Here is a 24,138-nt window from a genome sequence, read left to right as displayed (position 1 = left end):
TTCCCTTCGGCTCGCTGGTGGCCACCGCAGGACTCCCGGAATGAGCTGAAGCCTCAGGGAGGCGTGGTGGCCACATCGGATCGACTCCGTCTTCGCCCCGAACCGCGCTCCGAAGCCGCTACCGAGGTGTTGCCCGCATCCGGAGTTCGCCCGGTCCGAATGACGCTCCCAGGACGGGGCGGACCTGTTGCCGGCCGGGCAGGTGCTTCAGGCTCCAGCGGGCGGTGATGGTGGCGAGGGCGAGGGCGGCCTCGGTGATGGCGAAGGTGTCGCCGATGCACTTGCGGGCGCCGGTGGCGAAGGGGATGAAGGCGCTGCGGGGAGGTTGGGGGCGCCTGGGGTCCCACCGGTCGGGGTCGAAGGTTTCGGGATCGGTGTAGAGGTCGGGGCGGTGGTGGATGAGGTAGGGGCTGTAGACGAGGCTGGTGCCGGTGGGGAGCGGGTGCCTGCCCAGGTGGGTGTCGTGCGTGACCGTGCGGGTGAGGAACCAGGCCTGGGGGTACAGCCGGAGGGTTTCGGTGATGATGCGTTCGGTCAGTTGCAGGCGGGGCAGATCGGCGTGCGCGGCAGGGTTTCCGCGCAGGACGGTGTCGACCTCGTTGTGCAGTCTCTGTTCGATCTCGGGGTGGCGGGCCAGCAGGTCCAGTGCCCAGGCGAGGGTGCAGGCCGTCGTCTCCGTCCCGGCCAGGAAGACGGTGAGGATCGTGTCGCTGACTTCCGCGTCCGTCATGCCGCGGCCGCCGTCCTCAAGATCGCGCGCTGCGACCAGGGCGGAGAGCAGGTCGCCGCGGTCGGTGCCGTCGGCGCGCCGCTCGGCGATGATCAGGTCACAGGTGTGACGCAGGCGCCTGCGTGCGCGCAGATGGGCACGGTTGCCCGGAGTGGGGAGCCGGTCCAGCGGCGGGACCAGGAGCATGCGCCGGAAGACCCCGCCCGCGATGGTCTTGACGTCGCCGATGAGCTGTCCGAGCTCGGCTGCGGGCAGGGATTCGGAGAACAGGGTGGCGGCCGTGACCCGGGAGGTGATCGACATCATCTCGGTGGGCACGTCCAGGGTCCGTCCGGGCGTCCAGGAACCGGTCACCTCCTGGATGCAGGCGGTCATGGTCCGTGCGTAGCGGGGAAGACGGTCAGGATGAAAGGCAGGCTGGGCCAGTCGGCGCAGTCGACGGTGAGCATGGTGCGGACAGCTGCTGAGGCCGTCGCCCAAGACGTCCCGGAAGCGGTCGAACACCGGGCCGCCCTTGTCGAAGACGCGGTCGTCCACCAGGGCCTGACGGGTCAGCTCCGGATCACAGATCACGACCAGCGGCACAGGGCCCATGCGGACGCGGACCAACGCCCCGTGCACGGGAAGCGACTTCAGGAAGGCCAACGGGTCCCGTACCAAAGGCACAAGGTGGCCCATCAGAGGCCACGCGCGGGGGGCCGGGGGGACCGGCCGCAGATCAGACATCCGTTTGTTCTCCGGACGCTGCCCTTGGGGATGGTCTTCGTTCATGGCACATGTCCTCCGTGGAACGGCCGGCATCCTTCTTGGTCACGGCAGGCGGCGTCGGCTGGGGGCGTGGTCCCGGTCCTGCGGTGTCAGGACGGTGACGATTCCGTCGATCAGCCGGCTGCACGGGCCGATTCCACTGAGTTCCACGCTGCTGGTCAGCGTGCCGATGAACGCTCGGCGGATGCGGATTCCCTGCCGGGGCGGCAGGGAGTAGCTGTCCCAGACAGCCTGGTAGGTGTCGATCGACAGGACGGCGTCGGCGTTGCCGGGCGGGCTGGGAGCGATTCCGGGGCCGGTGATGACGTGCTCCCAGATGCGGGCCGTCAGGTCGGCGAGTCGGGTGACGACATCGTCGGTGGTGGTGTCGGTGGTGGTGTCGACGGTGAGGGCGGCAGCGGTCAGGAACAGCTCACGCCAAAGGGATGCCAGTTGCGGCAGCCTGTCGGGCGTGGTCGTGGCACAGGCACTGATGGCCTTGTGCGCCGCGGTGGCACAGGCGCGTGCGGTGCCGGTGCCGGTGGTGACGACGCGGCGTGCGGCACGTTCGGCAAGTTGATCGGCCCAGTGCGTTTCGGGTGTGCCGTCTTCGTGCCACAGCGGTTCCCAGCCGGGGCCGTGGAGCATGTCTCCGTCGGCCAGCCTGGTCCGCGCGATCGAGCCGAACTGTGACCCTGCCGTGTTCAGGGAGAACGCCCGCTGAAAGTCGCCTCCGGCGGTGGACAGCGCGCTCAGCTGGGCGCGGACGCCGTAGCGCGGGGTCACCAGATACCAGGCCAGCGCGCCCATGGCCGTCTCGGCCACCTCCTCGTGACCGTCTTCGCCGCAGTCGCACACCAGGACGTCATCGACGACTCGGGCGCACGCCGTGGCGTATCCGGTGAGCGCCCGGACTCCTCCCGCGGCGACGGCCAGCAACGCCTCGTTGCAGGTTTCCTCCTGGGCGTAGTCGGTGAGGATGCCGATGATCTCGTTGTAACGGTAGGAGTTGTCGATCGCACGGCGGATCCGGTGGCAGCGGAAAGCGGCGTCGAAGGTTCCGGTGCCGTCGTCGTCGAGCATCCGGTACGACGGTGAGCCGAAGCCCAGACGGAAATAGGGCAGCATGGCCGCGTCCCACCACCGGGCCCACCGGTACTCGTGCGGGGTCGGCGCACCGCCCGCGTCGGCCAGATACCGGTGGGGGTCGGGGAGCGGGTCGGCGACATCGCGCAGGGCGTCCTTGGCGAGCATCACCCCACACGTCAGGACGGTCTCCTGGAACGCGAGGTCGGCGGCGCGGCCGGCCACGGCAACGGTCCCCTCGCCAGCGGCCTTGACATGCAGGTCGCGCCCGCCCGCCCCGGAGTCGTCGGAGGCACCGGCGTAGTCGATGGCGCTGGCGAGGATGAACACGGCGCCGAACAGGTCCAGGAACTCACCGGCTCCCCGGGGGAGCCAGAACGTGTTGATGCTGCCCCAATAGTCACGAACCGCCATCAACGCGGCCTGGGTGGCGTCCATGGCGTGCCGCGCGACGTACTCGGCGATGACCGGCCCGGCCTCGCCGCCCTTGGCGGGAATGGCGGCGGCGAGCGCGGCCAGCCGGTTCCCCACGGGATTGCCGGGGCGGGCCAGAATCTGCCGGACGGCGTCCGTGGCGGCCAGGATCGCCATCGGGCCGCTCTCCTGAACGCTCTTGGTGACCTCGTCGCTGAACAGCGCGTCCATGAACTCCGCGCAGAGACGGTCGCCCTCCGGCGAGCTGGGGATCCCCGGTGACTCGTACGGCCGGTAATCGGTGGCGGTCACGACCTGTGCCCCGTCCAGGCCGGGGTGTCCGGGCGGTCCCATGGTCAGCCGCGCCAGCCTCTGCCGGCACGCCTGGTCGGCGAGGCCGTCGGCCAGCCGTACGAGGCTGTCCGGCACCGGGCCCCGTCGCTGCCGGACCACAACAGGGTCAGGGAACCGATCCGCCCACACCCGCGCCTCTTCCTGAACACCCATGATCACCCTCCAGAAGTGTTGTGGTTCCATACGTGACTGGACATGTTGTTCTGATCGCAGTCAGGGTTCGTATGCGTATGCGTAGGCGTATGCGTATGCGTATGCGATGAGAGAGCGTCCGATGGCAGCCGGCGTGCTGGGTGAGCCGGTGCGGTCGGGTGCGTACCGGTGTACCGGTCGGGGGACGGCAGTGTTGTCGAGGGCGCTCTGGGCCTGCCGGTGACCGGTCCCGATCATGTCCTCGACCTGATTGCGGGCGCCGCTGATGTACTGGCCATTCCTTTATGGAATCGCCCCAGAGAACCGGGGACTGCCGATCTTCGTTTCTGGTGACGGAAAAGCCGCCGAATGAGCGCTTGTGACCAATCGGGCCCTACCTCGGTGGCGGTCTCATGACCGACGCGCCCGACTTCGGTCAGCGCGTGAAATCCGAGCCCTACGCCGAAGCAGGGTGTCTGGGAGCGACCCGCCGGGCGGCACGACATGTGGGCTGACGAGAACAGAGGCCACTCTGACCGTCAGGAACGGATATGCGCGTGGGATCAGCAGGACAGGGCGAGCAGTTCGTCGATCACCGGCTCTGGACCGTCATAGGTGAGATGCGCGATGGCTGCCATTGGTGCGATCACTCGGCTCCAGGCATACAACCGGTCCCCATCGAGCCCGCACGCGGTCGCCACCCGCTGGCAACGGGCCTCGACCCCCTCTTGTCCGGCGCCGGCCACCACGTAGTCGACGGCGTCGAAACACGGGTCGCCCATGCATGCCTTGGGGTCGATCGCGATCAGACCGCGCGACGGGCCGCCGTCCAGGACGTTGCCGAGGTGCAGATCGCCGTGCAGCAACACGCGCCTGGCCTGACTGTCCAGCAACGTCTCGCAGCGCCGTATCGCCCGCTGCCACGCGGCCTGGTCGATCCGTGCGCCGATGGCCGGCTCGGACAGTCGCCGGCCGATCCGGACGAAGGCCTCGTCACACCGACCGCGCAGATCCAGTGGCCAGTGCGCGGGTGGGGCCACGGCGTGCAGTGCGGCAAGCAACTCTCCCCACTGCTGCGGCAACGACGTCTGCGGCATGACCTCGGCCTCGGTGCCGGGCAGAACCTCCTCCAGCACCATCGCCCCGGCCTCCGCGTCGGCAGACAGTACGGCCGGCACCCGGCCCGACGGCGCGAACACGCGCAACATCTCCACCTGCTTGGTCAACAGCGCCCGATCCGGGCTGAGTTTGAGAACCGCTGGCGTTCCGTCCCGCCATTGACAGCGGAAGACGACAGAGGAGGCTCCACTCTCGAACAGCTCACCGAGCACGAAACCCCACTGCGCGGCCAGCCGCGCAGCGAGGCTCGGAACCTCAGCGAGCCAACCCTCGGCCTCGGGGCCGAATCGAGCCACCAACCGCGCGTCAACCTCTTCCCTATTCACCCCGGTAGCTTGCACCCCGAACTGCCGCCACGCACACACAACCGGGCCGTCGGCCTCCTGAACTACGGGCGAGCCGGATTCGAGCTGCTCCGAGAAATGATCGTGCTTCAGTGACACGCCCCCCCTTCGTCGACCGGTCTACCGTTGAGCCGTGACATGGAACGAAGCCGAGTATCTCGACTGCCTGCTGTCCGAGCGGCGTGATTACGCATGGGTGATGCAGCATCATGGCGGGCTGGCGCCGAAGGAGGCCGAGGAGGCCGCCCTGGAGCGATACCCGTACCAACCGGCCGAGGCGCCGTACCGCGGGCTGGTCTTTCACGACGAGGCGTGGCACTGGGCGATGCTGGCGATCCACGGCGAGCGGTACGTAAGGGAACACCCCGAGCTTGTTCATCCGTCAGCTGACTACCGAGCCCTTGAGTAGCCGATCAACGAGCGCATTCGAGCACCGAGGTAACAGCCACCGCCAGGACCAGCTCACCAGTCCGGCGCCGTCACCGACTTGCGGCCGCCCTGGACGCGCACCGCTCGGCGATGTTCCATCGGGAGTGTCCGGCCCTGACCGAGGCAGCCACCGAGCACCAACTGGAGGCCCGGACGAGATCCCACGACACCCGGGCGGCCATCACCGTTCCCCACATCCGCCTCAAGGTCCTGGTCCCCCCGAGCCGGCCGGCCCTGCCCGGCAGGCAGGCCGCGGACGTCACGTACGCGCTGCGCAAGGCCGCCACCGACCGGACCGAGCCGACCACCGGCCGGCCTTCGACCGGACGGCAGTACCACAGGAACCGCACACGCTTTCTTCACGTCTAAGGCGATAGCCAAGGCAACAGCGCCTCCGGCCATGGCGGCTTCGGAGCCGCCGTTCCAGACCACTACCGCTACCGCACCCACTCTCAGCCCCGGCTCCGGCCCGGCCTTTTGGAGGAGAGCAGAAGATTGCCTCCTTGCTGTGCGGTCAGCAGCACGCAAGCCGTGAGAGGCCCCGTCACACGATGAGCCATACCACAAGCACGTCGACGCACCACACGACCGGCGCACCGAGCCGGCGCAACACCGAGTTGGCGCTGCTGGTGTTCGCCGTCGCCATCACAGCGTTCGCCTACGCCAACGTGGGCCTGGCCATCGACGGCCAGGTGCCGACGGGCCTGCTGAGCTACAGCCTGGGCCTGGGCCTGCTGGCCGGCGTCGCCCATCTCGTCGTACGGAAGGCCGCGCCGTACGCGGACCCGCTGCTGCTGCCGCTGGCCACGCTGCTGAACGGACTCGGCCTGGTCGTCATCTGGCGGCTGGACCAGTCCAAGCTGCTGCAGTCGATCAAGCAGGCGGGAACAGCCGCGCCACGGCAGCTGATGTACACGACGATGGGCATCGCCCTCTTCATCGTCGTCCTGATCTTCCTCAAGGACCACCGCGTCCTGCAGCGCTACACCTACATCTCCATGGTGGGCGCCCTGGTCCTTCTACTGCTGCCGCTGGTCCCGGGCCTGGGCGCCGACGTCTACGGCGCCAAGATCTGGATCCACGTCGGCAGCTTCAGCATCCAGCCGGGTGAGTTCGCGAAAATCGTGCTCGCGGTCTTCTTCGCCGGCTATCTGATGGTCAAGCGCGACGCGCTGGCCCTGGCCAGCCGCCGCTTCATGGGCCTGTACCTGCCGCGCGGCCGCGACCTCGGCCCGATCCTGGTCATCTGGTTCCTCTCGATCCTGATCCTGGTCTTCGAGACCGACCTCGGTACATCACTGCTGTTCTTCGGAATGTTCGTCATCATGCTGTACGTCGCCACCGAACGGACCAGCTGGATCGTCTTCGGTCTGCTGATGTCCGCGGCCGGCGCCGTCGGCGTCGCCTCCTTCGAGCCGCATGTCCAGCAGCGTGTCCAGGCCTGGCTCGACCCCATGCACGAATACATGCTCAGCCGGGAGGGCGTGGGCGGTCACTCGGAGCAGTCGATGCAGGCACTGTGGGCGTTCGGCTCCGGCGGCACCCTCGGCACCGGCCTCGGCCAGGGCCACTCCGAACTCATCCGGTTCGCCGCCAACTCCGACTTCGTCCTCGCCACCTTCGGCGAGGAACTGGGCCTGGCGGGCATCATGGCCATCCTGCTGATCTACGGCCTGATCGTGGAGCGCGGCATACGCACCGCCCTCGCCGCCCGCGACCCCTTCGGCAAACTCCTCGCCATCGGCCTGTCAGGCGCATGTGCCCTGCAGGTCTTCGTCGTTGCCGGCGGCGTGATGGGCCTGATCCCGCTGACCGGTATGACGATGCCGTTCCTGGCGTACGGCGGTTCCTCCGTCATCGCCAACTGGGTCCTCATCGGCATCCTGATCCGCATCAGCGACACCGCACGCCGCCCCGCGCCGTAGCGTGCACCCACGACGTTCACGTACGTACCGCCGGTTCCGGTGGAAAGGAAGGCGAGGTGCTTCGGAGGCGTCGGCTGCGGCCCGGAACGGTGCATCGGGCCGAACGGCCGAACTGCCGCACGGCCGGCGGCAGCAGGTCCGGATCTCAGGGTCAGACCCGCACCGTTCGATCCGAACAGTGCAAAGTCTCCGTGCAGTGGGAAGTCTCCGAGCAGCGCGAAGTCCGACCCGGCAGGGTGTGCAGATGCGGTGAGGGAGGCGCGGCGTTTCGAGGGTCAGGACGGAACCTGGCGGCGGCGAAGGCGCAGCAGTACGCCGCCCACCGCCAGTGTCGCCACGGCGCCCGACGCGACACCGATGGCCAATCCGCCACCGAAGCCCGGCCCTTCGTTCGATGCGGCGGTCTCGTCCTGACCCGAGACCGTCACTTTCGAGCGGAGGATGATCGCGGGGTAGTCGCACACATAGTCGCGGTCCTTCTCCGTCACGCAGTCGACGTCCTTGTGTCGTAGCGTGAATTTCACCGGATATGTTCCGGGCTTCACCGACTTCTTGATCCGGCCCGCGCCCACCCAGGCTCTCTTGGTGTCACCGAGGGCGGTGTCGTCGGTCAGCGCAGGGCTTGAGACCTCGACTGCCGTCGGGTGCGGGTTGCCGGGGCGTTCCTTGACCGTGAGGTCCACTACCGCGCCCGGCGCCGCGGGGCCACCGACGGAGCCGTACCCCTGCTCGGGGAAGGGGAGCTGATCGGCGTGGGCCGCTCCGGCCTGCCCGAGCAGCATCAACGGCAGGGAAATCGCGGCAAGTCCGCAGCGGATGGACGAACGTGTGAAGTGGATCATATGTGCTTCCCCGTGCCAGTAGTGGTCATACGATCTTGACTGACCTTGACGCAGCCACGCCAGGCGGCGTGGCATGCGTCTCTTTTCGTGTGGGGGAACAACCATGAGATTACGCAGAGCGCTGGGTACTGCGGCGGGCGCCGCAGCACTCATGCTACTGCCGGGCTTTCCGGCGATTGCCGACCAAGGCGATCCGACTCCCTCGGGGAGCGCCGTCCCGAGCACCCCGGCGGAGCAGTCCTCCGCTTCGCCGCCCGCCGTCCCGGAGCGGCCTTCTGTTCCGCCGGCCTCGGTCCCACCGACGGAGTCCTCCGTTCCGTCGGCCCCTGTTCGGGAGAAGCGGTCTTCCGTTTCGCCGACCGCCGCCCCGGAGGAGCAGCCCTCCGTTCCGTCGACCCCTGTCCCGGCCGGCGGGGACGACGACGCGCGCGGGTTCACGCCGGCTGACGCCGACGACTACTGGACCCCGGAGCGCATGCGGGCCGCGAAGCCCGTCAAGGAGCAGGAGGCCAAGCACTTTCCCGCTCCGACCAGGATGGATCGCGCCGCCAGCCAGCCGTTCGAAGGGTTGCCCATCGTCGGCACCTTCTTCTGGAACGACGGCACCGAGACCGGCCGCTTCTGCGGTGGCACGGTCGTCAAGAGCCCCGGCAAGAACATCGTGATGAGCGCCGGTCACTGCTTCGACGACCAGGACGCGCGCAAGAACCTCGCGTTCGTCCCGCAGTACGACGACGGGAAGAAGCCGCACGGCTCCTTCACCGTCAAGCCCGGACGTATCTACGTCGACAAGCGGTACCTGGCCAAGGGCCCGGACGCCGCGGCCGACCTCGACTTCAACTTCCTGCAGCTCGAACCGCGCGGCGGCAAGAACGTCGAGGATGTCGTCGGCGGTGCCGAGCTGATGATCAACGCCGGGTACGACCACAACCCCACCCGCCTCATCGGCTACCCGGCCAACCAGAAGCGCCCGCTGGACTGCACGGACAAGACCGTCCGTTACGACAGCACCGACCCCAAGATCCCGGGCAGCTTCCTGCGCATCGCCTGTGACAAGTACTCGGGTGGTGCCTCCGGTGGGCCGTTCCTCATCAAGCGGGGCAGCGAGTGGGGCGTCATCGGCGTCATCGGCGGCTGGAAGACGGGCGGCGACAAGGACGACATCTCCTACAGCTCCTACCTCGACGGTGACGCCAAGGCGCTGTACGACGACGCGGTCAACAACCGTCAGCCGGCGGGCCGTGGTGTCCTGGGCAAGGCCGAGACCTGGCAGCATGCCGAGGTCATGGCGGGTGGCTACTTCACCGACGGCAATCCGGGATCCTGGGACTACTCCGACCTGATCGTGCGCTGGTCCGACGGGGAGCTGACCCTGTACCGCGGTGCCGGGGAGGAAGCCGACAACTTCGACAAGGAGATCCGTCTCGTCGCGCCCAACGACACCTGGAAGCACGCCGCGACCATGGCCGCGGGCGACTTCACCGGGGCCGACCGCGACGACCTCATCGTCCGGTGGACGGACGGCGAACTGACGCTCTATCCCGATGTCGACGAGAAGGGGCTCCACGGCGAGGTACAGCTGCAGAAGCCCAACGACCTGTGGAAGCACGCCACGTCCATAACCGGTGGTCGCTACACGACCACCAACAAGTGGGCCGACGATCTCCTGGTCCGCTGGAGCGACGGCGAAGTCACCCTGTACACCGACGTCAACCGCGACGGCTTCCACGGTGAGAAGAAACTCGCCGCGCCCAACGGTACCTGGACGCACGCCTCGACGATCACGTCGGGCGACTTCACCGGCAACGACCAGCACGACCTCATCGTGCGCTGGACGGACGGCGAGCTGACCCTCTACAAGGACATCGACCAGAACGGTTTCCACGGCGAGGTCCAGGTCAAGAAACCCAACCGGCTCTGGACGCACGCCACCGTCCTGGGCGCCGGCGACTACACGGACAACCGCCACCCGGACGACTTCCTGGTGCGCTGGTCCGACGGTGAGGTGTCCATGTACCCGGATGCCGACGAGACCGGCCTGAACCGCGAGATCACGCTGGTGTACCCGCCTGCGTAGGCCTCCTGCCGACTGGAGAAGGGCTTTCCCCCTGGGGAGAGCCCTTCTCTCGTCGGATCGCCGCCCTCCTCACATCCGGGAGGGCTTCTTCCTGTCGAAGAGCCAGGTGTTGAAGAGCGCGGTCAGGTCCTTCCCCGACTCTCTCTCGCACAGGGCGATGAACTGCCGGGTGTCGGCATTGCCGTGCCGGTGCTGCTCGGTCCAGGTACGAAGGATGTCGAAGAAGGTCTCGTCCCCGACGGCCCCGCGCACCTTGTGCACGACCATGGCACCGCGTCCGTAGACGGGCGGGTCGGAGACGCGCCCCGCGCTGGGCGGATCCGCCGGCGGGAACGCCCAGATGCCCTCGCTCTCGGCGTCCGTGCCGTCGTAGAAGTCCTCGAAGATCTCCGTGGTGCTCCTGCTGCCCCGCTCCTCCTCCCAGAGCCACTCCGCGTAGGTGGCCAGACCCTCGCTGAGCCACATGTCCTGCCACCTGCGCGGGGTGACGGAGTTGCCGAACCACTGGTGTGCCAGCTCGTGCACGAGCAGCGTCTCTTCGGGCGCCTCGCCGAAGTAGGGCCTGGTCTGGGTCTCCAGGGCGTAGTCGAGTCCGGGCAGATGGTCGACGATGGCACCGGCCGAGGAGAAGGGGTAGGGGCCGAAGCGTTTGCCTGCCCAGTCGACGATCTCGGGCACCAGGTCCGCGACATCGGCGGAGCCCTCGGCCTCGTCGGGGTCGATGGCGACGTAGACGGGCACGTCATCGTCCGTCCGGCCCTTGTGGATCTCGAAGTAACCGACGGAGACGTGTGCGAGGTAGCTGGCCATGGGCTCCTCGGTGCGCCAGTGCCGGGTCACCGTTCTGCCCGTGTCCTCCTCCGTGATCAGCTCACCGTTGCTGATCACGTCGTAGGGGTCGCCATCCGCGTCCTTGGGCACGGTGACCGTGACGTCGTACGTGGCCTTGTCCGACGGGTGATGGTTGCCCGGGAACCAGGTCATGGAGCCGGACGGCTGCCCCAGGGCCGTCGAGCCGTCGTCGGTCTCGATCCAGCCTTCCATGCCTCCGTCGTCGTCCTTGAGTGCGCGCGGTGTGCCGTCGTAGGTGACGACTGTCCTGAAGACTTCGCGCTTCCTCACCGTCTTCGCCGGAGTCACGATCAACTCGTCTCCAGAGCGGGCGACGTGGGCCCTGGCTCCTTGCACCGTGGTGGTGCGTACCCGCAGTCCTGACAGGTCGAGGTTGAAGCGGCTCAGGTCCTGCGTCGCCCGTGCTGTGATGACCGCCGTGCCCTTCAGATGGTTGGTCTCGGGCACGTAATCCAGCGTCAGCCCGTAGTGCCCCACGTCATAGCCGCCATTGCCGAGCGCCGGGAACAGCCGATCCCCCACTCCGGCCGTGCCGGGCTTTCCGACGACGGCACCGTTTTCCGGTGCGGAGCCGGTGCAGGATGCCGTCACGGCCAGGAGGAGCGCGGTGGCCGGAGCCCAGCCGGACAGCCGGCCCGCGACCGCCGACCGGGGCCGGCTGCCCTTCGCCCTATGTGGTTGCATCTCGTGTCTCCCATCGATCGCAGGACGCGAGACGTCAGAAAGCCGGCATCGTCCATTGGTTGCTTCAGGACGGGCAAAAGTTCTCTACGCGCCTTTCGGCTGACATGGCGACGTTCATGATCCATGATCAAGATCAGCGCGGGCCGCGCGGACCACCCACCGCCCGGTCGGTACCTGTTGCCAAGCTGGCGGTTCTGGGTTTCATACCTCTGATCTCATACCTCTGCTCTCGGATCTCTGTGGGCGATCGCTGTTCTGCCGCCGTTCTCGTGTCCGGAGGCAGAGCCCGCCGCCTACGGAACCGGTCCTGGTCTCCGCAGGTTCGGAAGCGCGGCCGACTACCTCTTCGGCGGCACTGACTAGTGGGAACTGCTGCGCCGTCTCTGGTCCAGCTGATGTCCGTCGGACTGGCAGGGCATGGGCTCCATGTACGCCCAGGCCCTGCTCGATGCGTGCCCGGCCCGGCACCTCCACGCCTTCGCGCTGCATCCCGGCCGCGGAACTTCACCGCCGGCTACGGGCCCGAGGGGGCCGCACCTTCGTCGACCGCTCGATGAGACGGTTGCCGTGCTCTTGAAGGCCGTCAAGGAAATCGCCGCAGAAGCAGGCCGGGACCTCGACGCCCCGGCCCGCTCGACGAGCGCACTCCGCCCGGATCCGCACTCGATCCGGCCAGAACGAAATTGCGCTGGAGGACTAGCCGGCCCCGCCCGCCCAGGCGTGGGCCCATGCCTGGAGCTCCGGTTCAGCCAGAGTGCGCAGCCACAGATCGGCCCGGTCAGCTCCCTCTTCAGCCGGTCGAGGTCCCACGCCGAGCACGCGCATGCCTGCTCTCCGGGCCGACTCGACGCCGGTGACCGAGTCCTCCACTGCCATCGCCTCCTCCGGCCGCACGCTGCACAGCCGGACTGCGGTGGCGTAGACGTCCGGATGGGGTTTCGGCAGCAGTCCGTCACCCGCGACGACGACATGAGCGAAGTAGCTGCGCAGGCCGACCCGTGCAAGGCAGAACTCGACCACGTCCAAAGGGCAGTTGCTGGCGACCGCGAGTGGGACATGGCCGGCGGCGAGACGGACCAGTGCCGCCGCGCCCGGCATGGTCACGGGGTCTTCGGCGACGAGCGCCATGAAGTGTCGCAGGAGCGCCTGCGCCATGTCGTCGGCGAGTTGCGGCTTTCCGGACTCTCTGGCCATGAGGCTGCCGCACTCGGTGTAGTGCACGCCCTTGGCCCGCTCGGCGAAGCCTGGGCGCGGTTTCAGTCCGAACTCTCGGAAGACCCGGCTGCGAGCGTCCTGCCAGTGCCGTTCGGTGTCCATCAGGGTTCCGTCACAGTCGAAGACGATGGCAGCCGGGGACCAGGTGAGGATGTGACGAGTTGTCATTTGCCTGCCGTTCTCGAAGAGCGCGCCACCCCGCTTGGTCAGTGCTCGCAGTACGAAGCAGGGGACTGCGGAGAGGCCCGCTCGGCCGCAGAAGGTACGCCGTCGAACGAACCCCGCTCGACCACGCATGAAGGCCGATGCTTCTCCTCCGGGCCCTCCAGCGATGGAAATCATCCGATCTTCTCCGGATGACCCCAGAAACATCGTGATAACTACGTTAATTTCCCGATGGAGAGGCCGCAATCATCATTTTGAGTGTTTGACGGCCCGTCGTTTTTCAAGTACTCGCGGCGCGCGCGCAACGGTCGACGACAGGTGAACGAGGCACTTCACCCCTGCAACTCCGTTGTAGGTAACGGGACTTGGGTGCACGCGCCGGGCCCCGGGGAAGGTGCCCGTGCTCAGCGGCGCGCCGGGGGAGCGTGATTTTCCGCCATTGGCCGTACTCACCCACAACCTAAGAACAATAATAATCTCCACGCATTAACGGCGCGGAGCGCCGTCAGTGCGCCGCGGCGCACGACTTTTCCCGATCGAAAAATGCGAACTGATGAACGAAGGTGAAACACGTATGCAGGACAGGGCGCGCGCGACCCGAAGGGCTCTGCTGGAAGCCGCAGCACGCCTTTTCGTTGAACAGGGGTACGTACGGACGAGCATCAATGAGATCAGCGACCTTTCGGGTCGCACCAGCGGAGCCGTCTACTTCCATTACTCCAGCAAGGAAAAGCTCGCACTGGCGGTCGTGCGCGAACAGTTCGCGGCTTGGCCGTCGCTGACCGACCGCTATGCCGCCCCCGGGATCCCGCCGTTGGAGAAGCTGGTCGCCCTCAGCTTCGATATCGCCAAGGCGCTGCGCGACGACGTCATGACCCGCGCCGGCGCGCGTCTGTGGGCTGAGCGCCGCACCATCGACATCGCCATACCCACGCCCTTCGCCGTCTGGACGGCTGCCGTCACGCGCCTTCTGGCCGAGGCGCGTGCCGACGGCGAACTGGCGGACGAGGTCGAGCCGTCGGACACCGCCACGACCTTGGTGTGCGCGTTCTTCGGGCTGTACGACCTCACCGAGGAGATGGCGGGTCACGAGGACCTCTCCGACCGGCTGCACCGGTGGTGGCTGCTGATCCTGAAGGCGTTGCAGGCACGCCCCGAGCCCGCCGCTCTGGTGGCACGGGCCCTGGCACACCGCCGGCCGACGCCCACCGGATGAACCTGACGCAGCTGCGGTCCGATCTCCTCGACGGCCGCACAGATGGTGTCGACCTCGTGGGCCTGCACGGCCCGGATGCAGGCGAACGCGTCGGAGACATCGTTCGGGTGCATCGGAGTGAACGGCGCGGTGGCGGTGGTGGCCTTGCGCATGACGGCTCCTCCGGTATGGGCGCCATCTTGCTGATCGGGGTGGCCTCGGGACCGACGTTCGGAGCGCTGCCTTGAGGGCAGAGTCCGCCGTCAGGTGGGGGAGCGATCTCCTCCACCGCAACTTCGTTGATCACCCAGGACGAGTTCTCCGGTGTCCTGCCCATCCCGGTCGGGCGGCACCTGACAGTTCATGTGAACACGCAGATCGCGGCCGTCGAGCTCGATGTCCACGACGGACCCGATCGGAGCGTTGTCCCGGTCGACGAAGTGGTGCCGCAGGGGTGTGACCCCGGCGGTCAGCCGGGCCCGGGTGGCGGTCTTCGCATACAGGTGGTCCGCGCTGCTGACACCACGGGCCCGTTGCCCGCACTGAGGCCGCACCCCGTCAGGATCGGGAACGTGGGCGAAGTGGCAGACACGCGGGTCGCGCCGCCTCGTCATCAGCCGCCCAACAGCACACCGCACCAGAACGACTTGTCGGTGCTCTCCAGACGAAAACGTATCCAGTTCGACCGGATCCGTGGGGCAGATCAGAGGCTCATCCGATTCCGGACCCCCTTGCACCGCCGTCCGAATCTGCCGGAGCACCCGTCCGCATAAGATGCGCTCCACGAACTGGTCGTACGGGCGAGGGGTTGGGGACTGAAGGTGTTCGGGGGCAGAAAAAAGGAGGGCGGGCTGCCGAGGATCCCGCGGAGCGTGGATCCACGGCGAGCCCGTGTCCTGCCGGTTCCGGCCGAGGCGCAGACCGACGCGCGGATGTTCATGCTGGGTGGCGACACCCTCCGGGCGCTCAAGGTGATCGTGGACACGACGGGCTACGACCTACGCCAGGCCCGGGACATCGTGTATGCGCTGGTCTACGACATCGAGGTGCCGAGGGGGAGCTGAGCCGCGACGCGACGCACGCGGATCCGGATGTCCTCCGTGATCGGCGAGGGCGGTGACGGTCCTCCTGGTGATCACGAGGCGTTCGAGGTGGGTCTCGACCTCCCACAGCAGACCCCGTAGTTCGCCGATCCGCGTGCGGAGTTCGTCGGCCAGGGTCCGGGCGGAGTCTTCCCGGAGGCCGAGCGCGTCGAGCGGTGCCGTTCGGCTGCCTCCGCCGGGCCGGTCGGCACCCGGGAGAACGCCTCGGCCGACTGCCCCGCGCGCCCTCGCGGCCCACCGGCAGGTCGCGCACCAGCGCCGAACCGAGTGTGACTGAGCCCTCCACTTGGCGGTTCTCGCCAAGTTGGTGGAGCGCTCATGAGGTGCTAGGCGTGGTTCCTCGTGACGGCCCGGACTTCGGGCCCTCGTCCGACGGCGACCTCATGGACGGGCCTCGGCGTCGCCCCGCCGACTACCGTCACCTGGGTCGGGCCCACCGGCCGACGATTCATTCCGAGACGAGGGCTCAACGGAACATGGACGATACACAGCTCGTAGCGGCGGTCCGGCGAGGGGACGCGGATGCCGTGACCGCGTTGCTGGAGGGCGGAGCGGTCCCCGACACGGTCACGGACGACGGCCTGCCGGTGCTGTGCCTGGCGGTCGCCGCCTATGACGTTGCCGTCGCGGAGGCACTTGTCGAGGGTGGCGCGGATCCGGACCGGAAGCTGCCGGACGGAACGACTCCGCTGATACGGGCCATCGACGGCGGCTCTCCAGCGGTGGTGGAAGCCGTGCTGGGCCGGGAGCCCCGGCTGCGCCTCTCGGAGGCCGGAAGGGAACAACTGCTCGCCCTGGCCCGGCGCTGGTACGAGCGGAGCGCGGAGGACGAACTCCGCGGCAGGGCGGGTGGGTCCGGCCCCGTGCGTCGGTCTCTGGTGATGGACGACGAGTACAACCATGTGTCGCAGCTGACGCTCGGTGGCCTGACGGTCCGCGGCGGGCACGGCGCGATCCTCACAGACCTGGAATGGGCCTTCCGCGTTCTGACGCCCGTGGACGAGCTGGTGGTCAGGGCCGTGGCACGGCGCGACCCGGACCACGTCGACTGGTCGTCCGCCCGGTGGGTCCTCAGTGAACGCCGCAGCAAGGAGACGTGGTCGGCCGTCACGGCGTACCGCCACGACCCGGATCCGGAGCACCGCCGGTTCGTCCTCGACGTCCTCCACTCGTACCTCCTGTCACCGTCGAGCTGGCGGAACTCCTACGAGAAGGAGACGGCGGAACTGCTCGTCGCCTGGGCGACAGAGGGGGAGGACGACCCCGGCGTCCTCGCCGAGGTGCTCCACGCCCTGGGCGAGACGGAACACCGGAAGTCGAAGGCCGCGGGACTGCGGTACGCCGACCACCCGGACGCGCGTGTCCGTACCAAGGTCCCCGACCTCCTGCGCAGCCCGAATACCCCGCCCCCTCCCCTCGGCGCGGCAGCTCGCGCCGCCCTGTTGTCGCTCGCCGGGGACGAGGACGGGGGAGTGCGTGCCGAAGCCGGCCGGGCACTGATCGAGGCCCACGACGGCAGCCCCGACTTCACGGACGTCATCGTCGGGCTGCTCCGGGATCCGGTGGCCGATGTGCGGGCCCGTACCGCGGAGGCCGTCGCGGACAGCACGGACCGTACCGCGGCGGTCGCCGACGCCCTTGTGGATCTGCTCGACGAGGACGACTTCAGGACACGGCTCAACGCCGCCTACGGTCTCCTGCGACGGGACCACCCGCGCACCGGGGAGGCGATCGAACGAGTGGGCCCGCTCTCCCGCCCCGGCTTCGAGCACGACCACCGTCTCTCCGCGTTCTGGAGGTGGAAGTGGGACCGAGAGGACCACTCCACCGCCGAATGACGCCGACGCCCCGACGCCGAACGGTCAGCCGTACGCCCTGCTGTTCGCCGAAGTCCTCGACGCCCTGGCCGAGGGCGACATGCGGGTCATCGCATGGCCCAGAACCCGCCTCGCCGAACTGCTCGCCCGTCCCTCTTGGGCGTCACCAGAGAACCTCTCCTGGGCCTCAGAGCATCACCGCTCCGGCCACGGCCGTCGCCACGAGCACGACGATCGCCAGGACGTGGAACGTCATCTGCCGCTTCTCCGAGCGGTGTTCGGCCGCACGGTCCAGCGTGAACTCGGCCGGGTCGGCGGACGTGTAGTGAACCGTGACGTCACGGCCGTACGCGCCGGCGGGGTGCGGCAGGTTCGCCGTGCAGTAGGCCGTGACGGCCGTGCCCTCACGGGTGGTGAACGACACGACCGGGGTGATGGTGGTCGAGGTGTGGCCGTCGTCGTCGACGCTGACGTCCTTCAGGACCGCGACGACCCGTCCCCGCGCGCTGTCCATCGCGGCCAGTCGCTCGATGCGCCGGTTCCTGGCGCGTACTGCCCCGGGCAGATGAACGGCGCCGGAGACCGCCCACGGCCCGCCGAAGCCGATCAGCGCCCACGGCCACCCTCGGTCGACCGCCGCGAGGACCACCAGCCCGACGTAGACCAGGAAGACCGCGAAACTCGGCCAGCCCAGCCCACGACTGGGCTCCTCCGGTGTGTTGGAGAACCGGTAGGCGTGCGGTCTGCCTCGCGGGTGGCTGACCCCGATCTCCCGGCCCTCCCACGCACAGCTGATGATCGTATCGCCCCGCTCACCGTCGTTCGTCACGGTGACCTCCTGCCCGGAGACCGGGTCGCTGTAGGAGACGACCACCGATATCCCGCCCTTCCGGGACCCGCCGTGCCGGGGCTCCCGCACCCGCTCGATCCGCCCGGTGAGCCGGACCGTCCGCTGCGCCTTGGTCACTCCGGCCAGCGACATGCCGTACCCGACCAGCGCCACCACTCCCCACACCGCACACCACAGCACCAGAGACTCGTCCCACCCCATGTGCCCCTCCTCCTGCCGATCCGGTCAATTGCCGCTACGCCGCAGCACTTTGCCCCGCTCGTCCGCCTCCAGCGTTCCCGTGCCCTCGCCGCCGGTGACCACCACCCTGAGCGTGAGCGAGCCGGTGACGCCGTCGACGGTGAGCTGCCAGCTCCGCGGGGACCCGACGCCGAGGGCGGTCCTGGCCTCCTCGACCAGGCCGGGGACGCGGTCGTAGGGCAGGGACCGCGGGTCGAACGCGGCGCTCTTCACGCCGGTGGGGGAGAAGACGACCGTCAGCAGGTGGTCCTGTACGACGACGGTGAGCGCCTGACGCCGGTCCGCGTCCCGCGTCAACGACTCCACGGCCTTGCGTAGTTCGCCCTTGTCGAGCATCGACTGGCCAGGCCCCAGGGTGACCGTGCCCGTCGCCGACGTCACAGTGGTCGTGGACGACGAGGAGGAGACGGACGGCTTGGGGATGCCGCTGTCGGCCTCGTGGGAGTCGAACAGGTCGGCACGGAACAGCAGGAGTACGGCGGCCGCGCCGAGCACCAGCCCGAGGAGAGTGAGAAGGGCGCCGAAACAGCCCTCCGAGGTCTCGCTCTTCATGGCCGGACCGGGCACCGAGTCCACCTGGGCCACGGCCGCCCGCTCCTCCCACTGCGGCGTCGGACGCTTCACGATCCGCGCCTTCCACGGCCGGTCCGGCGGATACTCCACCACCAGGACCCCGCGCGGCCGGTAGTCGGGCAGCTCGACAAGATTGACGTCCTGCTGTATCTCGACACGGAACGCGGGCGCCTCGTCCGGCACCACCGACAGATCGAACCGCACCGGCACGTCGCTGGTCTCACCCCCGATGGCCTCCAGGCTCTCGATCACCGCGAGCGCCGTGCGCGGCACGACGGCCGCTTCCCGGGCACGGCGCGGCAGTGTGGCGAGGAAGAAGAGAAGCCCGTAGACCGCGGGCAGGACCAGCCCCGTGAGGATCAGCGGCGCCCTCTCGACGACACAGCCACCGATGAAGGCGGTCAGCGACGCCCCGATCACCCCGCCCGTCAGGAACCCCAGAGCGAGGCCGACAGGCCTGTTGTGCGTGGGCGGCGCGCCCGCGGTCATCGTCATATGGCCGATTGTGCACGTCATGGGTAACGGCCGACAGACCTGTGGATGGGCCCTGGTGTCCTCTCTCTGAACCACGGTGCAGAGTACGGACTCGGCCATCGAAGTGCTGTGCCCGGGAACGCTCGCCGGGTTGGTGGTCGTGACGGTTGGACGTGCGGTGACGTCCGAGCCGACCGCTGGGGGTGCCCCGCCGTCGTACGGCCGATCAGTCCGGCAAGGTCGGGTCGGTCAGCTGTACGGGGCAGTCTCCTTCGGACCGTAGAGGGCAGCGGTCTCTCCCGTGACCAACGCCCAGTAGCGGTCCCCGAACGACCAGTGCCACCATTCCGTCGGGTAGTTCACCAGCCCCACAGCCGTGAGCGCAGTGCCCAGCAGCTTCCGGTTGGCGCGGGCCTCCTCGCTGATGTTGGCGGCATGGGTGTAGCAGGCGCCCCCGCTCTCCTCCGGATCCGCGTTCATACGTGTGCCCAGGTCCAGTTCGTGCCCGTCGGCGTCGGCCAGGGTGAGGTCGACGGCCGCGCCAGCGCTGTGCGGAGCGATGTCGGGTGGTGACACGTACCGGCTCGCCGCCGAGTGGATCTGATCGGTGGACCAATCGAGGTGGGCGGCTCGCAGATGTTCGGCGTACTCCTCGAAGTACTCCCGCTGAAGAGAAGGAGGCCGGTACCCCTCGACGAACAGCAGCCGCAAGCCCCGCGGAAGGATTGCCTGGGCCTTGACCAGGCGTTCCAGCACGCCTTCCCGCAGGTACGCGAAGGCGTCTGCCGGGCCCTGCTCGCGCGTATCGACCAACAGCGAACCGCCTCGGCGGACGTCCACAAGACGTTCACCGCACTCAGCAACAGGTATGGCAGCGATTTCCGGGTCCGACATCAACACGATCTCAGTCATGACGCGATCATCCCGCAGCACTCACCCCTGCGAACCCTCCCGGTCACAGCACTGGCACAGGCGGTCGGCCCGGCGGCGGGGACGAACAGACTCCCGACCGGCACGCGCCGGGACCCGCCCGCAGGCGGGTCCCGGCGGCGGGATCCGGGCCATGTTTCAGAGAAGGGTCCTAACGCGACTGCGCCCATTCGTAGAGGCGGTGGGCGCTGTCACCGAGGCGCGTTGCGTAGAGCGTGGGGTTCTGCCCGCCCGCGAGTTCCTCGTCGGTGGTGGTGACGCCCACGACGGTACCGGTGCCGGTGCGGGTATCGAAGTGGGCCAGGTGAGGGCCACCGCTCGACCCGGCCGACATGTCGCAGGCCTCACCCCACAGCAAGGGGGCCTTGGGACCGGGATGGCTGGTGCCCGCGCAGTGGATCATGCGGGATCCGACGTACTTGTCCCCGGGGTCGTTGAGCCCGTAGTTCGGGTACCCGAAGGCGTGGACGAACTCGTCCTCGACGGGCTGGCCGAACCCGATTTTCTGGCTTCCGGTGACGTCCGCGATCGGACGCCCCCCGGCAGCGGGGTTCGCCACGAGAAGTCCCGTGTCGTAGCCGGCGGCAGCGACGTCCGACGACTCCGTGGTGTCCGGATCGGCGTCCCAGCGGGAAGAAGTGGCCATGGTCCTGACGCTGAAGCCGCCGAGCGGTTTCGTTCCGTTGCGATAGCCGGGTACGAAGTAGAAGTTGTGGTTCCAGGTGTCGTCGGCGGAAGGCGACCCGACGCCTCTCAGGCAGTGTGCTGCCGTGATGACGGTACTGCGGTTGGCGCTGGTGACGACCGTCGCGGTGCAACTGCCGTCGTAGCCGTCGGAGAAGGTGAAGAACAGGCGGCCTACGTTCTTCTCCACCGCCCCGCGGTGTGTCCACACGGCTCCGGAGTCCGGCGTGTTCACGGGAAGCGGCCGTGGGTCGTCCGGCGTGTTGTCGTCCTCGGGCACGGGGGTGATCTCGGGGACCAGAGCGCCGGCCAGTTTCATCCGCTCGGGGGTCCAGTAGGCGTTGATCCGGCTGCGCTCTTGTGCGGTCGTGGCGCCGGCGTGGGTGGTGGCGGTGTCCGGTTCCGCCGCGCTGCCGCTGGTGGAAGACGGGCTGTGCGGTGCGGCGTTGGCGGCCGCGGTCGGCGTGACCAGTGCGACGACGGCCGCCGACACCGCGACGGTGGCGCCGATGGCGTGCCGGAGGGCCCTGCGGGTGCTGTCCTGGTGACCGCATGGGCGGTGAGGAGGTGTGCGCATGCGCGGGACAGTAGTCACGCGATGTCAGGAAGCGGTCAGAGGAGTGTGAAAGCGGTGTCGGCACGGCCGGTCGGCGGTCCCGGCCCTGCCCGACGGACCGGGCTGGTGGTACGAGCCGAAGCTGGACGGCCACCGGACTGCGCTCCTCCCCCCATCAGCGTTTCAGGCTCGGCCGCAGCCTGAAACGAGCGGCGAGGCTTCCTCATGCGCTCCATGACGGACATCCTCCCGGGGCTGAACCCCTGATCTCGAATGTCCGTCAAAGCGGATCAAGCCCAGGGCCCGAAGCCGATCTCGCGAACACATATCAAGGTGTTCGATCCGGCCGCGCAGAGAGTGAGCAGAGAGCCTTCCGCGACAGCTACGGTTACGACAACGCCACGTGGACCGGCCTGCCCGTGTTCACACAGATCCGCTACATGCACACCCCCGGCGCCTCCATCGAACGCGCCGACCGAGACGATCCTCAGGCCACGCAGGAGCTGAACTTCCGCATCAGCGCGACAAGCAAATCCTGTGGTCAGCTTGCTGACCAGGCCCATGACAAGGAACAAGGTTGCACATGAACAACAGCCCCGAACTCGAAGCCCGGATCCAAAGCGGCATACCCCACTCGGCCCGAGTCTGGAACTACTGGATCGGAGGCAAGGACCACTACCCGGTGGACCAGGCCCTGGGAGACCAGGTCATCGCGAGCTACCCCCAGACACGAGACCTCGCCCTGGCCTCACGCGCCTTCCAGACCCGGGCCGTCCAGTACCTGGCAGGCGAAGCGGGAATCACTCAGTTCCTCGACATCGGGACCGGGCTCCCCGTCCAGAACAGCACCCACGAGGTCGCACAGAGCATTCAGCCGAAAGCACGCATCGTCTACGTCGACAACGACCCCCTGGTCCTGGCCCACGCCCGCGCCCTCCTGACGAGCGCACCGGACGGCATGACGAACTACGTGCACGCGAACATGCTTGACGCCGAACAGGTTCTCCAGGAAGCCGCACAGACCCTGGACATGACACAGCCGGTCGCCGTCATGGTGCTGTCCACACTGGGACACGTCGCTCCCCAGGCCGGCATCGACCTCATGCACCGATACATGGCCGGCGTGGCCGATGGCAGCCATCTGGTTCTCTGCGACACGATCGCCACGGAAGAGACGCTGGCCGCACAGGAGGCGTATGCCTCCGGGGACACCCCGCCCTATTTGGTGCGCCGGCCCGAGGAGATCCTCGCGAGCGCGGATGGGATGGAACTGGTTTCTCCGGGGTTCGGCTCCATCTCCCTGTGGCGTCCGAATCCGGGTGAGGCGAGTGGTGAGGTGAGCACTGAGCCCGTTGACCAGTGGGGGTTCGTCGCCCGCAAGTGATACGGCCTCGCGGTCCGGGGCGTTGGTGGACGCCCCGGACCATGTGTCTGGCAGGACGGCAAGGACGAGCAGCGTCAAGGACTCGAAACGAGGCCGCCCAGCGTCGGATCAGCACGTGCCGCACCGTCGCCTTCTTCCGCCGCTGTCCCGCGGCTCCGCTGTCCGCATAGATGAGGATCCGTCAGGGATTGGCCGGCCTCGTCGGAATCTCGCGGTTCAGTGGGCGTTGCGTTGCCGGTGTGCGTGGGCGCGGCGGCCCAGGGCGAACTTGATGGGGATCAGTGCCAGCCAGGTCCACAGCGCCGCTCTTGGAGAGGCGAAGGCGATCGGCACCGTGGCACCGAAGACGGCCACGGTCACCGTCAGGTCCATGACGATGTCCCGGTCGCCGGACCGCGCCTCGGCCACCCCGTCGGCCCTGGCTGCCGATGTCCGCCGCTCGCGTCGGAGGGTGTGGAGTACCGCGAGCTGGAGCAGGTCGATGACGATGACGGTGGCCGCGTAGAGGGCTACCGCGAGCGGCCTGGAGGCGTACTCGGACAGCAACGTGGTCGGGAACGGCAGAAGCGCGATGGCACCCAGCCCGGCGAGTTCGAGCCGAAGCGACAGCCCCTCTACCCGGTGGGCGAGTTGCAAGATGCGCCGATGATCCCGCCAGAAGCCGGCGAGGATGGCGAAGCTCAGCGCGTAGGCACCGATGTGCGGCAGCAACTCGTGCAGCATGCGGTGGAAACCGGCCGTGTCCAGGTCGCCGGTGACGTGAATGTCGAGTACCAGCAGCGTCATCGCGATGGCGAAGATGCCGTCGGACAGCGCGATCAGCCGGGCCAGGTTCCGCGCGTCCGGACCATCCTCGCTCGCGTTCACGTGTACAGCCTGGCCGACCGCCGCTGCACGGCCCGCCCATTAAGCCTTCTGCGGGCACGCCGCCGGACCCTGCGGGAACGCCGGGGATACGACCGGCCCGCGCGGGGGCATGGGCCGGTCGTATCGAGAGGCGGACTGGGGGAGCACCCGCCGGCCCGCCCCTCGGTGACGCCGGGCAGACCGGGACCGAGGGCGGTGAGGGTGCGATCCAGGATCCCAGCAGCACCAGCCGATCGCGGCGCGCCTGCGCACAGCACTCGGCAACCAGCCCTCACACCGGGGCGCGATGGGCCGGCCGAAGGCCCCGTAGCTCGAACCAAGAACATCTCCTGACCGCTGTCGGCAGCACC

At 68.4% G+C, this 24,138-nt stretch carries 21 protein-coding genes; 10 read left to right on the top strand and 11 right to left on the bottom strand.

Annotation, left to right across the window (positions count from 1 at the left end; genetic code table 11):
- Window positions 1–118 precede the first annotated feature (118 nt).
- From GA0115234_RS25270 to GA0115234_RS25260, 3 genes are all read right to left on the bottom strand, one after another.
- Window positions 119–1,456: a cytochrome P450 gene (locus GA0115234_RS25270; RefSeq protein ID WP_093545845.1), complete on the bottom strand. Its 1,338-nt coding sequence runs from the start codon at window positions 1,454–1,456 to the stop codon at window positions 119–121.
- A gap of 84 nt (window positions 1,457–1,540) precedes the next feature.
- Window positions 1,541–3,484, bottom strand: a complete 1,944-nt coding sequence (locus tag GA0115234_RS25265; RefSeq protein WP_141718474.1) for a hypothetical protein — start codon at window positions 3,482–3,484, stop codon at window positions 1,541–1,543.
- Between the two features lie 542 nt (window positions 3,485–4,026).
- A complete protein-coding gene (locus GA0115234_RS25260) occupies window positions 4,027–4,908 on the bottom strand; it encodes an aminoglycoside phosphotransferase family protein (protein WP_093546096.1) in 882 nt (293 codons plus the stop codon).
- Between the two features lie 151 nt (window positions 4,909–5,059).
- Here GA0115234_RS25260 and GA0115234_RS25255 point away from each other — a divergent pair, with 151 nt between their 5' ends.
- The 3 genes from GA0115234_RS25255 to GA0115234_RS25245 all read left to right on the top strand — a co-directional run bounded on the left by GA0115234_RS25255 (window position 5,060) and on the right by GA0115234_RS25245 (window position 7,280).
- Window positions 5,060–5,335: a hypothetical protein gene (locus GA0115234_RS25255; RefSeq protein WP_093545839.1), complete on the top strand. Its 276-nt coding sequence runs from the start codon at window positions 5,060–5,062 to the stop codon at window positions 5,333–5,335.
- Between the two features lie 110 nt (window positions 5,336–5,445).
- Window positions 5,446–5,724 (top strand): hypothetical protein, encoded by a 279-nt coding sequence (locus GA0115234_RS25250; RefSeq protein ID WP_093545836.1) that lies wholly within the window; start codon window positions 5,446–5,448, stop codon window positions 5,722–5,724.
- Window positions 5,725–5,906: 182 nt separating this feature from the next.
- Entirely contained in the window at window positions 5,907–7,280 is a 1,374-nt protein-coding gene (locus GA0115234_RS25245; RefSeq protein ID WP_093545833.1) for an FtsW/RodA/SpoVE family cell cycle protein, read from the top strand.
- 275 nt (window positions 7,281–7,555) lie between these two features.
- Here GA0115234_RS25245 and GA0115234_RS25240 read toward each other — a convergent pair whose 3' ends face one another.
- Entirely contained in the window at window positions 7,556–8,122 is a 567-nt protein-coding gene (locus tag GA0115234_RS25240; protein ID WP_093545830.1) for a hypothetical protein, read from the bottom strand.
- Between the two features lie 475 nt (window positions 8,123–8,597).
- Between GA0115234_RS25240 and GA0115234_RS42490 the strand changes: the two genes are divergently transcribed.
- Entirely contained in the window at window positions 8,598–10,199 is a 1,602-nt protein-coding gene (locus GA0115234_RS42490) for a trypsin-like serine peptidase (protein WP_176729270.1), read from the top strand.
- Window positions 10,200–10,268: 69 nt separating this feature from the next.
- Here the strand turns inward: GA0115234_RS42490 and GA0115234_RS25230 are convergent, their stop codons facing one another.
- Both GA0115234_RS25230 and GA0115234_RS25225 read right to left on the bottom strand, forming a co-directional pair.
- The gene (locus tag GA0115234_RS25230; RefSeq protein WP_093545827.1) at window positions 10,269–11,735 is read right to left on the bottom strand and encodes a M1 family metallopeptidase; all 1,467 of its coding nucleotides are present in this window, start codon (window positions 11,733–11,735) and stop codon (window positions 10,269–10,271) included.
- A gap of 696 nt (window positions 11,736–12,431) precedes the next feature.
- Complete coding sequence (locus GA0115234_RS25225) at window positions 12,432–13,118, bottom strand: HAD family hydrolase (protein ID WP_093545824.1); 687 nt, start codon at window positions 13,116–13,118, stop codon at window positions 12,432–12,434.
- A gap of 571 nt (window positions 13,119–13,689) precedes the next feature.
- Here GA0115234_RS25225 and GA0115234_RS25220 point away from each other — a divergent pair.
- The 4 genes from GA0115234_RS25220 to GA0115234_RS25205 all read left to right on the top strand — a co-directional run bounded on the left by GA0115234_RS25220 (window position 13,690) and on the right by GA0115234_RS25205 (window position 17,251).
- Window positions 13,690–14,331 carry a ScbR family autoregulator-binding transcription factor gene (locus GA0115234_RS25220; protein WP_093545821.1) on the top strand — a complete coding sequence of 214 codons (642 nt, stop codon included), beginning with the start codon at window positions 13,690–13,692 and terminating at the stop codon, window positions 14,329–14,331.
- Entirely contained in the window at window positions 14,328–14,558 is a 231-nt protein-coding gene (locus GA0115234_RS41910) for a hypothetical protein (RefSeq protein ID WP_141718473.1), read from the top strand. The genes GA0115234_RS25220 and GA0115234_RS41910 overlap by 4 nt, the downstream gene beginning before the upstream one ends.
- Before the next feature lie 624 nt (window positions 14,559–15,182).
- On the top strand, window positions 15,183–15,374 hold the full coding sequence (locus GA0115234_RS41905) for a hypothetical protein (protein WP_141718472.1): 192 nt from the start codon (window positions 15,183–15,185) through the stop codon (window positions 15,372–15,374).
- Window positions 15,375–15,889: 515 nt separating this feature from the next.
- Window positions 15,890–17,251 carry a HEAT repeat domain-containing protein gene (locus GA0115234_RS25205; protein ID WP_093545812.1) on the top strand — a complete coding sequence of 454 codons (1,362 nt, stop codon included), beginning with the start codon at window positions 15,890–15,892 and terminating at the stop codon, window positions 17,249–17,251.
- 166 nt (window positions 17,252–17,417) lie between these two features.
- Here the strand turns inward: GA0115234_RS25205 and GA0115234_RS25200 are convergent, their stop codons facing one another.
- From GA0115234_RS25200 to GA0115234_RS25185, 4 genes are all read right to left on the bottom strand, one after another.
- Complete coding sequence (locus GA0115234_RS25200) at window positions 17,418–18,281, bottom strand: DUF3592 domain-containing protein (RefSeq protein WP_093545809.1); 864 nt, start codon at window positions 18,279–18,281, stop codon at window positions 17,418–17,420.
- A gap of 24 nt (window positions 18,282–18,305) precedes the next feature.
- Complete coding sequence (locus tag GA0115234_RS25195; protein ID WP_093545806.1) at window positions 18,306–19,388, bottom strand: hypothetical protein; 1,083 nt, start codon at window positions 19,386–19,388, stop codon at window positions 18,306–18,308.
- A 228-nt stretch (window positions 19,389–19,616) separates the two neighbouring features.
- Entirely contained in the window at window positions 19,617–20,279 is a 663-nt protein-coding gene (locus tag GA0115234_RS25190) for a M15 family metallopeptidase (protein WP_093545803.1), read from the bottom strand.
- 169 nt (window positions 20,280–20,448) lie between these two features.
- A complete protein-coding gene (locus tag GA0115234_RS25185; protein WP_093545800.1) occupies window positions 20,449–21,558 on the bottom strand; it encodes a trypsin-like serine peptidase in 1,110 nt (369 codons plus the stop codon).
- 398 nt (window positions 21,559–21,956) lie between these two features.
- Between GA0115234_RS25185 and GA0115234_RS42485 the strand changes: the two genes are divergently transcribed.
- Together GA0115234_RS42485 and GA0115234_RS25180 are read left to right on the top strand one after the other, a co-directional pair.
- Window positions 21,957–22,124 carry a hypothetical protein gene (locus GA0115234_RS42485; RefSeq protein WP_176729269.1) on the top strand — a complete coding sequence of 56 codons (168 nt, stop codon included), beginning with the start codon at window positions 21,957–21,959 and terminating at the stop codon, window positions 22,122–22,124.
- Window positions 22,121–22,921, top strand: coding sequence for an SAM-dependent methyltransferase (locus GA0115234_RS25180; protein ID WP_093545797.1), 801 nt, complete (start codon window positions 22,121–22,123; stop codon window positions 22,919–22,921). The genes GA0115234_RS42485 and GA0115234_RS25180 overlap by 4 nt, the downstream gene beginning before the upstream one ends.
- Before the next feature lie 216 nt (window positions 22,922–23,137).
- Here the strand turns inward: GA0115234_RS25180 and GA0115234_RS25175 are convergent, their stop codons facing one another.
- Window positions 23,138–23,788, bottom strand: coding sequence for a TMEM175 family protein (locus tag GA0115234_RS25175; protein ID WP_093545794.1), 651 nt, complete (start codon window positions 23,786–23,788; stop codon window positions 23,138–23,140).
- Window positions 23,789–24,138: the final 350 nt, after the last annotated feature.

The organism is Streptomyces sp. DvalAA-43 (genome assembly GCF_900091725.1).
GTDB classification, from domain to species: domain Bacteria; phylum Actinomycetota; class Actinomycetes; order Streptomycetales; family Streptomycetaceae; genus Streptomyces; species Streptomyces pulveraceus.
Note: the sequence above shows the minus strand (reverse complement) of the source record. Positions and strands in the feature narration are given on the sequence as shown.

Coding starts and splice junctions, on each gene's coding strand:
- GA0115234_RS25270 (WP_093545845.1), bottom strand. CDS start 1,456: ATGTCTGATCTGCGGCCGGTCCCCCCGGCCCCCCGCGCGTGGCCTCTG.
- GA0115234_RS25265 (WP_141718474.1), bottom strand. CDS start 3,484: ATGGGTGTTCAGGAAGAGGCGCGGGTGTGGGCGGATCGGTTCCCTGAC.
- GA0115234_RS25250 (WP_093545836.1), top strand. CDS start 5,446: ATGTTCCATCGGGAGTGTCCGGCCCTGACCGAGGCAGCCACCGAGCAC.
- GA0115234_RS25245 (WP_093545833.1), top strand. CDS start 5,907: ATGAGCCATACCACAAGCACGTCGACGCACCACACGACCGGCGCACCG.
- GA0115234_RS25240 (WP_093545830.1), bottom strand. CDS start 8,122: ATGATCCACTTCACACGTTCGTCCATCCGCTGCGGACTTGCCGCGATT.
- GA0115234_RS42490 (WP_176729270.1), top strand. CDS start 8,598: ATGCGGGCCGCGAAGCCCGTCAAGGAGCAGGAGGCCAAGCACTTTCCC.
- GA0115234_RS25230 (WP_093545827.1), bottom strand. CDS start 11,735: ATGCAACCACATAGGGCGAAGGGCAGCCGGCCCCGGTCGGCGGTCGCG.
- GA0115234_RS25225 (WP_093545824.1), bottom strand. CDS start 13,118: ATGACAACTCGTCACATCCTCACCTGGTCCCCGGCTGCCATCGTCTTC.
- GA0115234_RS25220 (WP_093545821.1), top strand. CDS start 13,690: ATGCAGGACAGGGCGCGCGCGACCCGAAGGGCTCTGCTGGAAGCCGCA.
- GA0115234_RS41910 (WP_141718473.1), top strand. CDS start 14,328: ATGAACCTGACGCAGCTGCGGTCCGATCTCCTCGACGGCCGCACAGAT.
- GA0115234_RS25205 (WP_093545812.1), top strand. CDS start 15,890: ATGGACGATACACAGCTCGTAGCGGCGGTCCGGCGAGGGGACGCGGAT.
- GA0115234_RS25200 (WP_093545809.1), bottom strand. CDS start 18,281: ATGGGGTGGGACGAGTCTCTGGTGCTGTGGTGTGCGGTGTGGGGAGTG.
- GA0115234_RS25195 (WP_093545806.1), bottom strand. CDS start 19,388: ATGACGATGACCGCGGGCGCGCCGCCCACGCACAACAGGCCTGTCGGC.
- GA0115234_RS25190 (WP_093545803.1), bottom strand. CDS start 20,279: ATGACTGAGATCGTGTTGATGTCGGACCCGGAAATCGCTGCCATACCT.
- GA0115234_RS25185 (WP_093545800.1), bottom strand. CDS start 21,558: ATGCGCACACCTCCTCACCGCCCATGCGGTCACCAGGACAGCACCCGC.
- GA0115234_RS25180 (WP_093545797.1), top strand. CDS start 22,121: ATGAACAACAGCCCCGAACTCGAAGCCCGGATCCAAAGCGGCATACCC.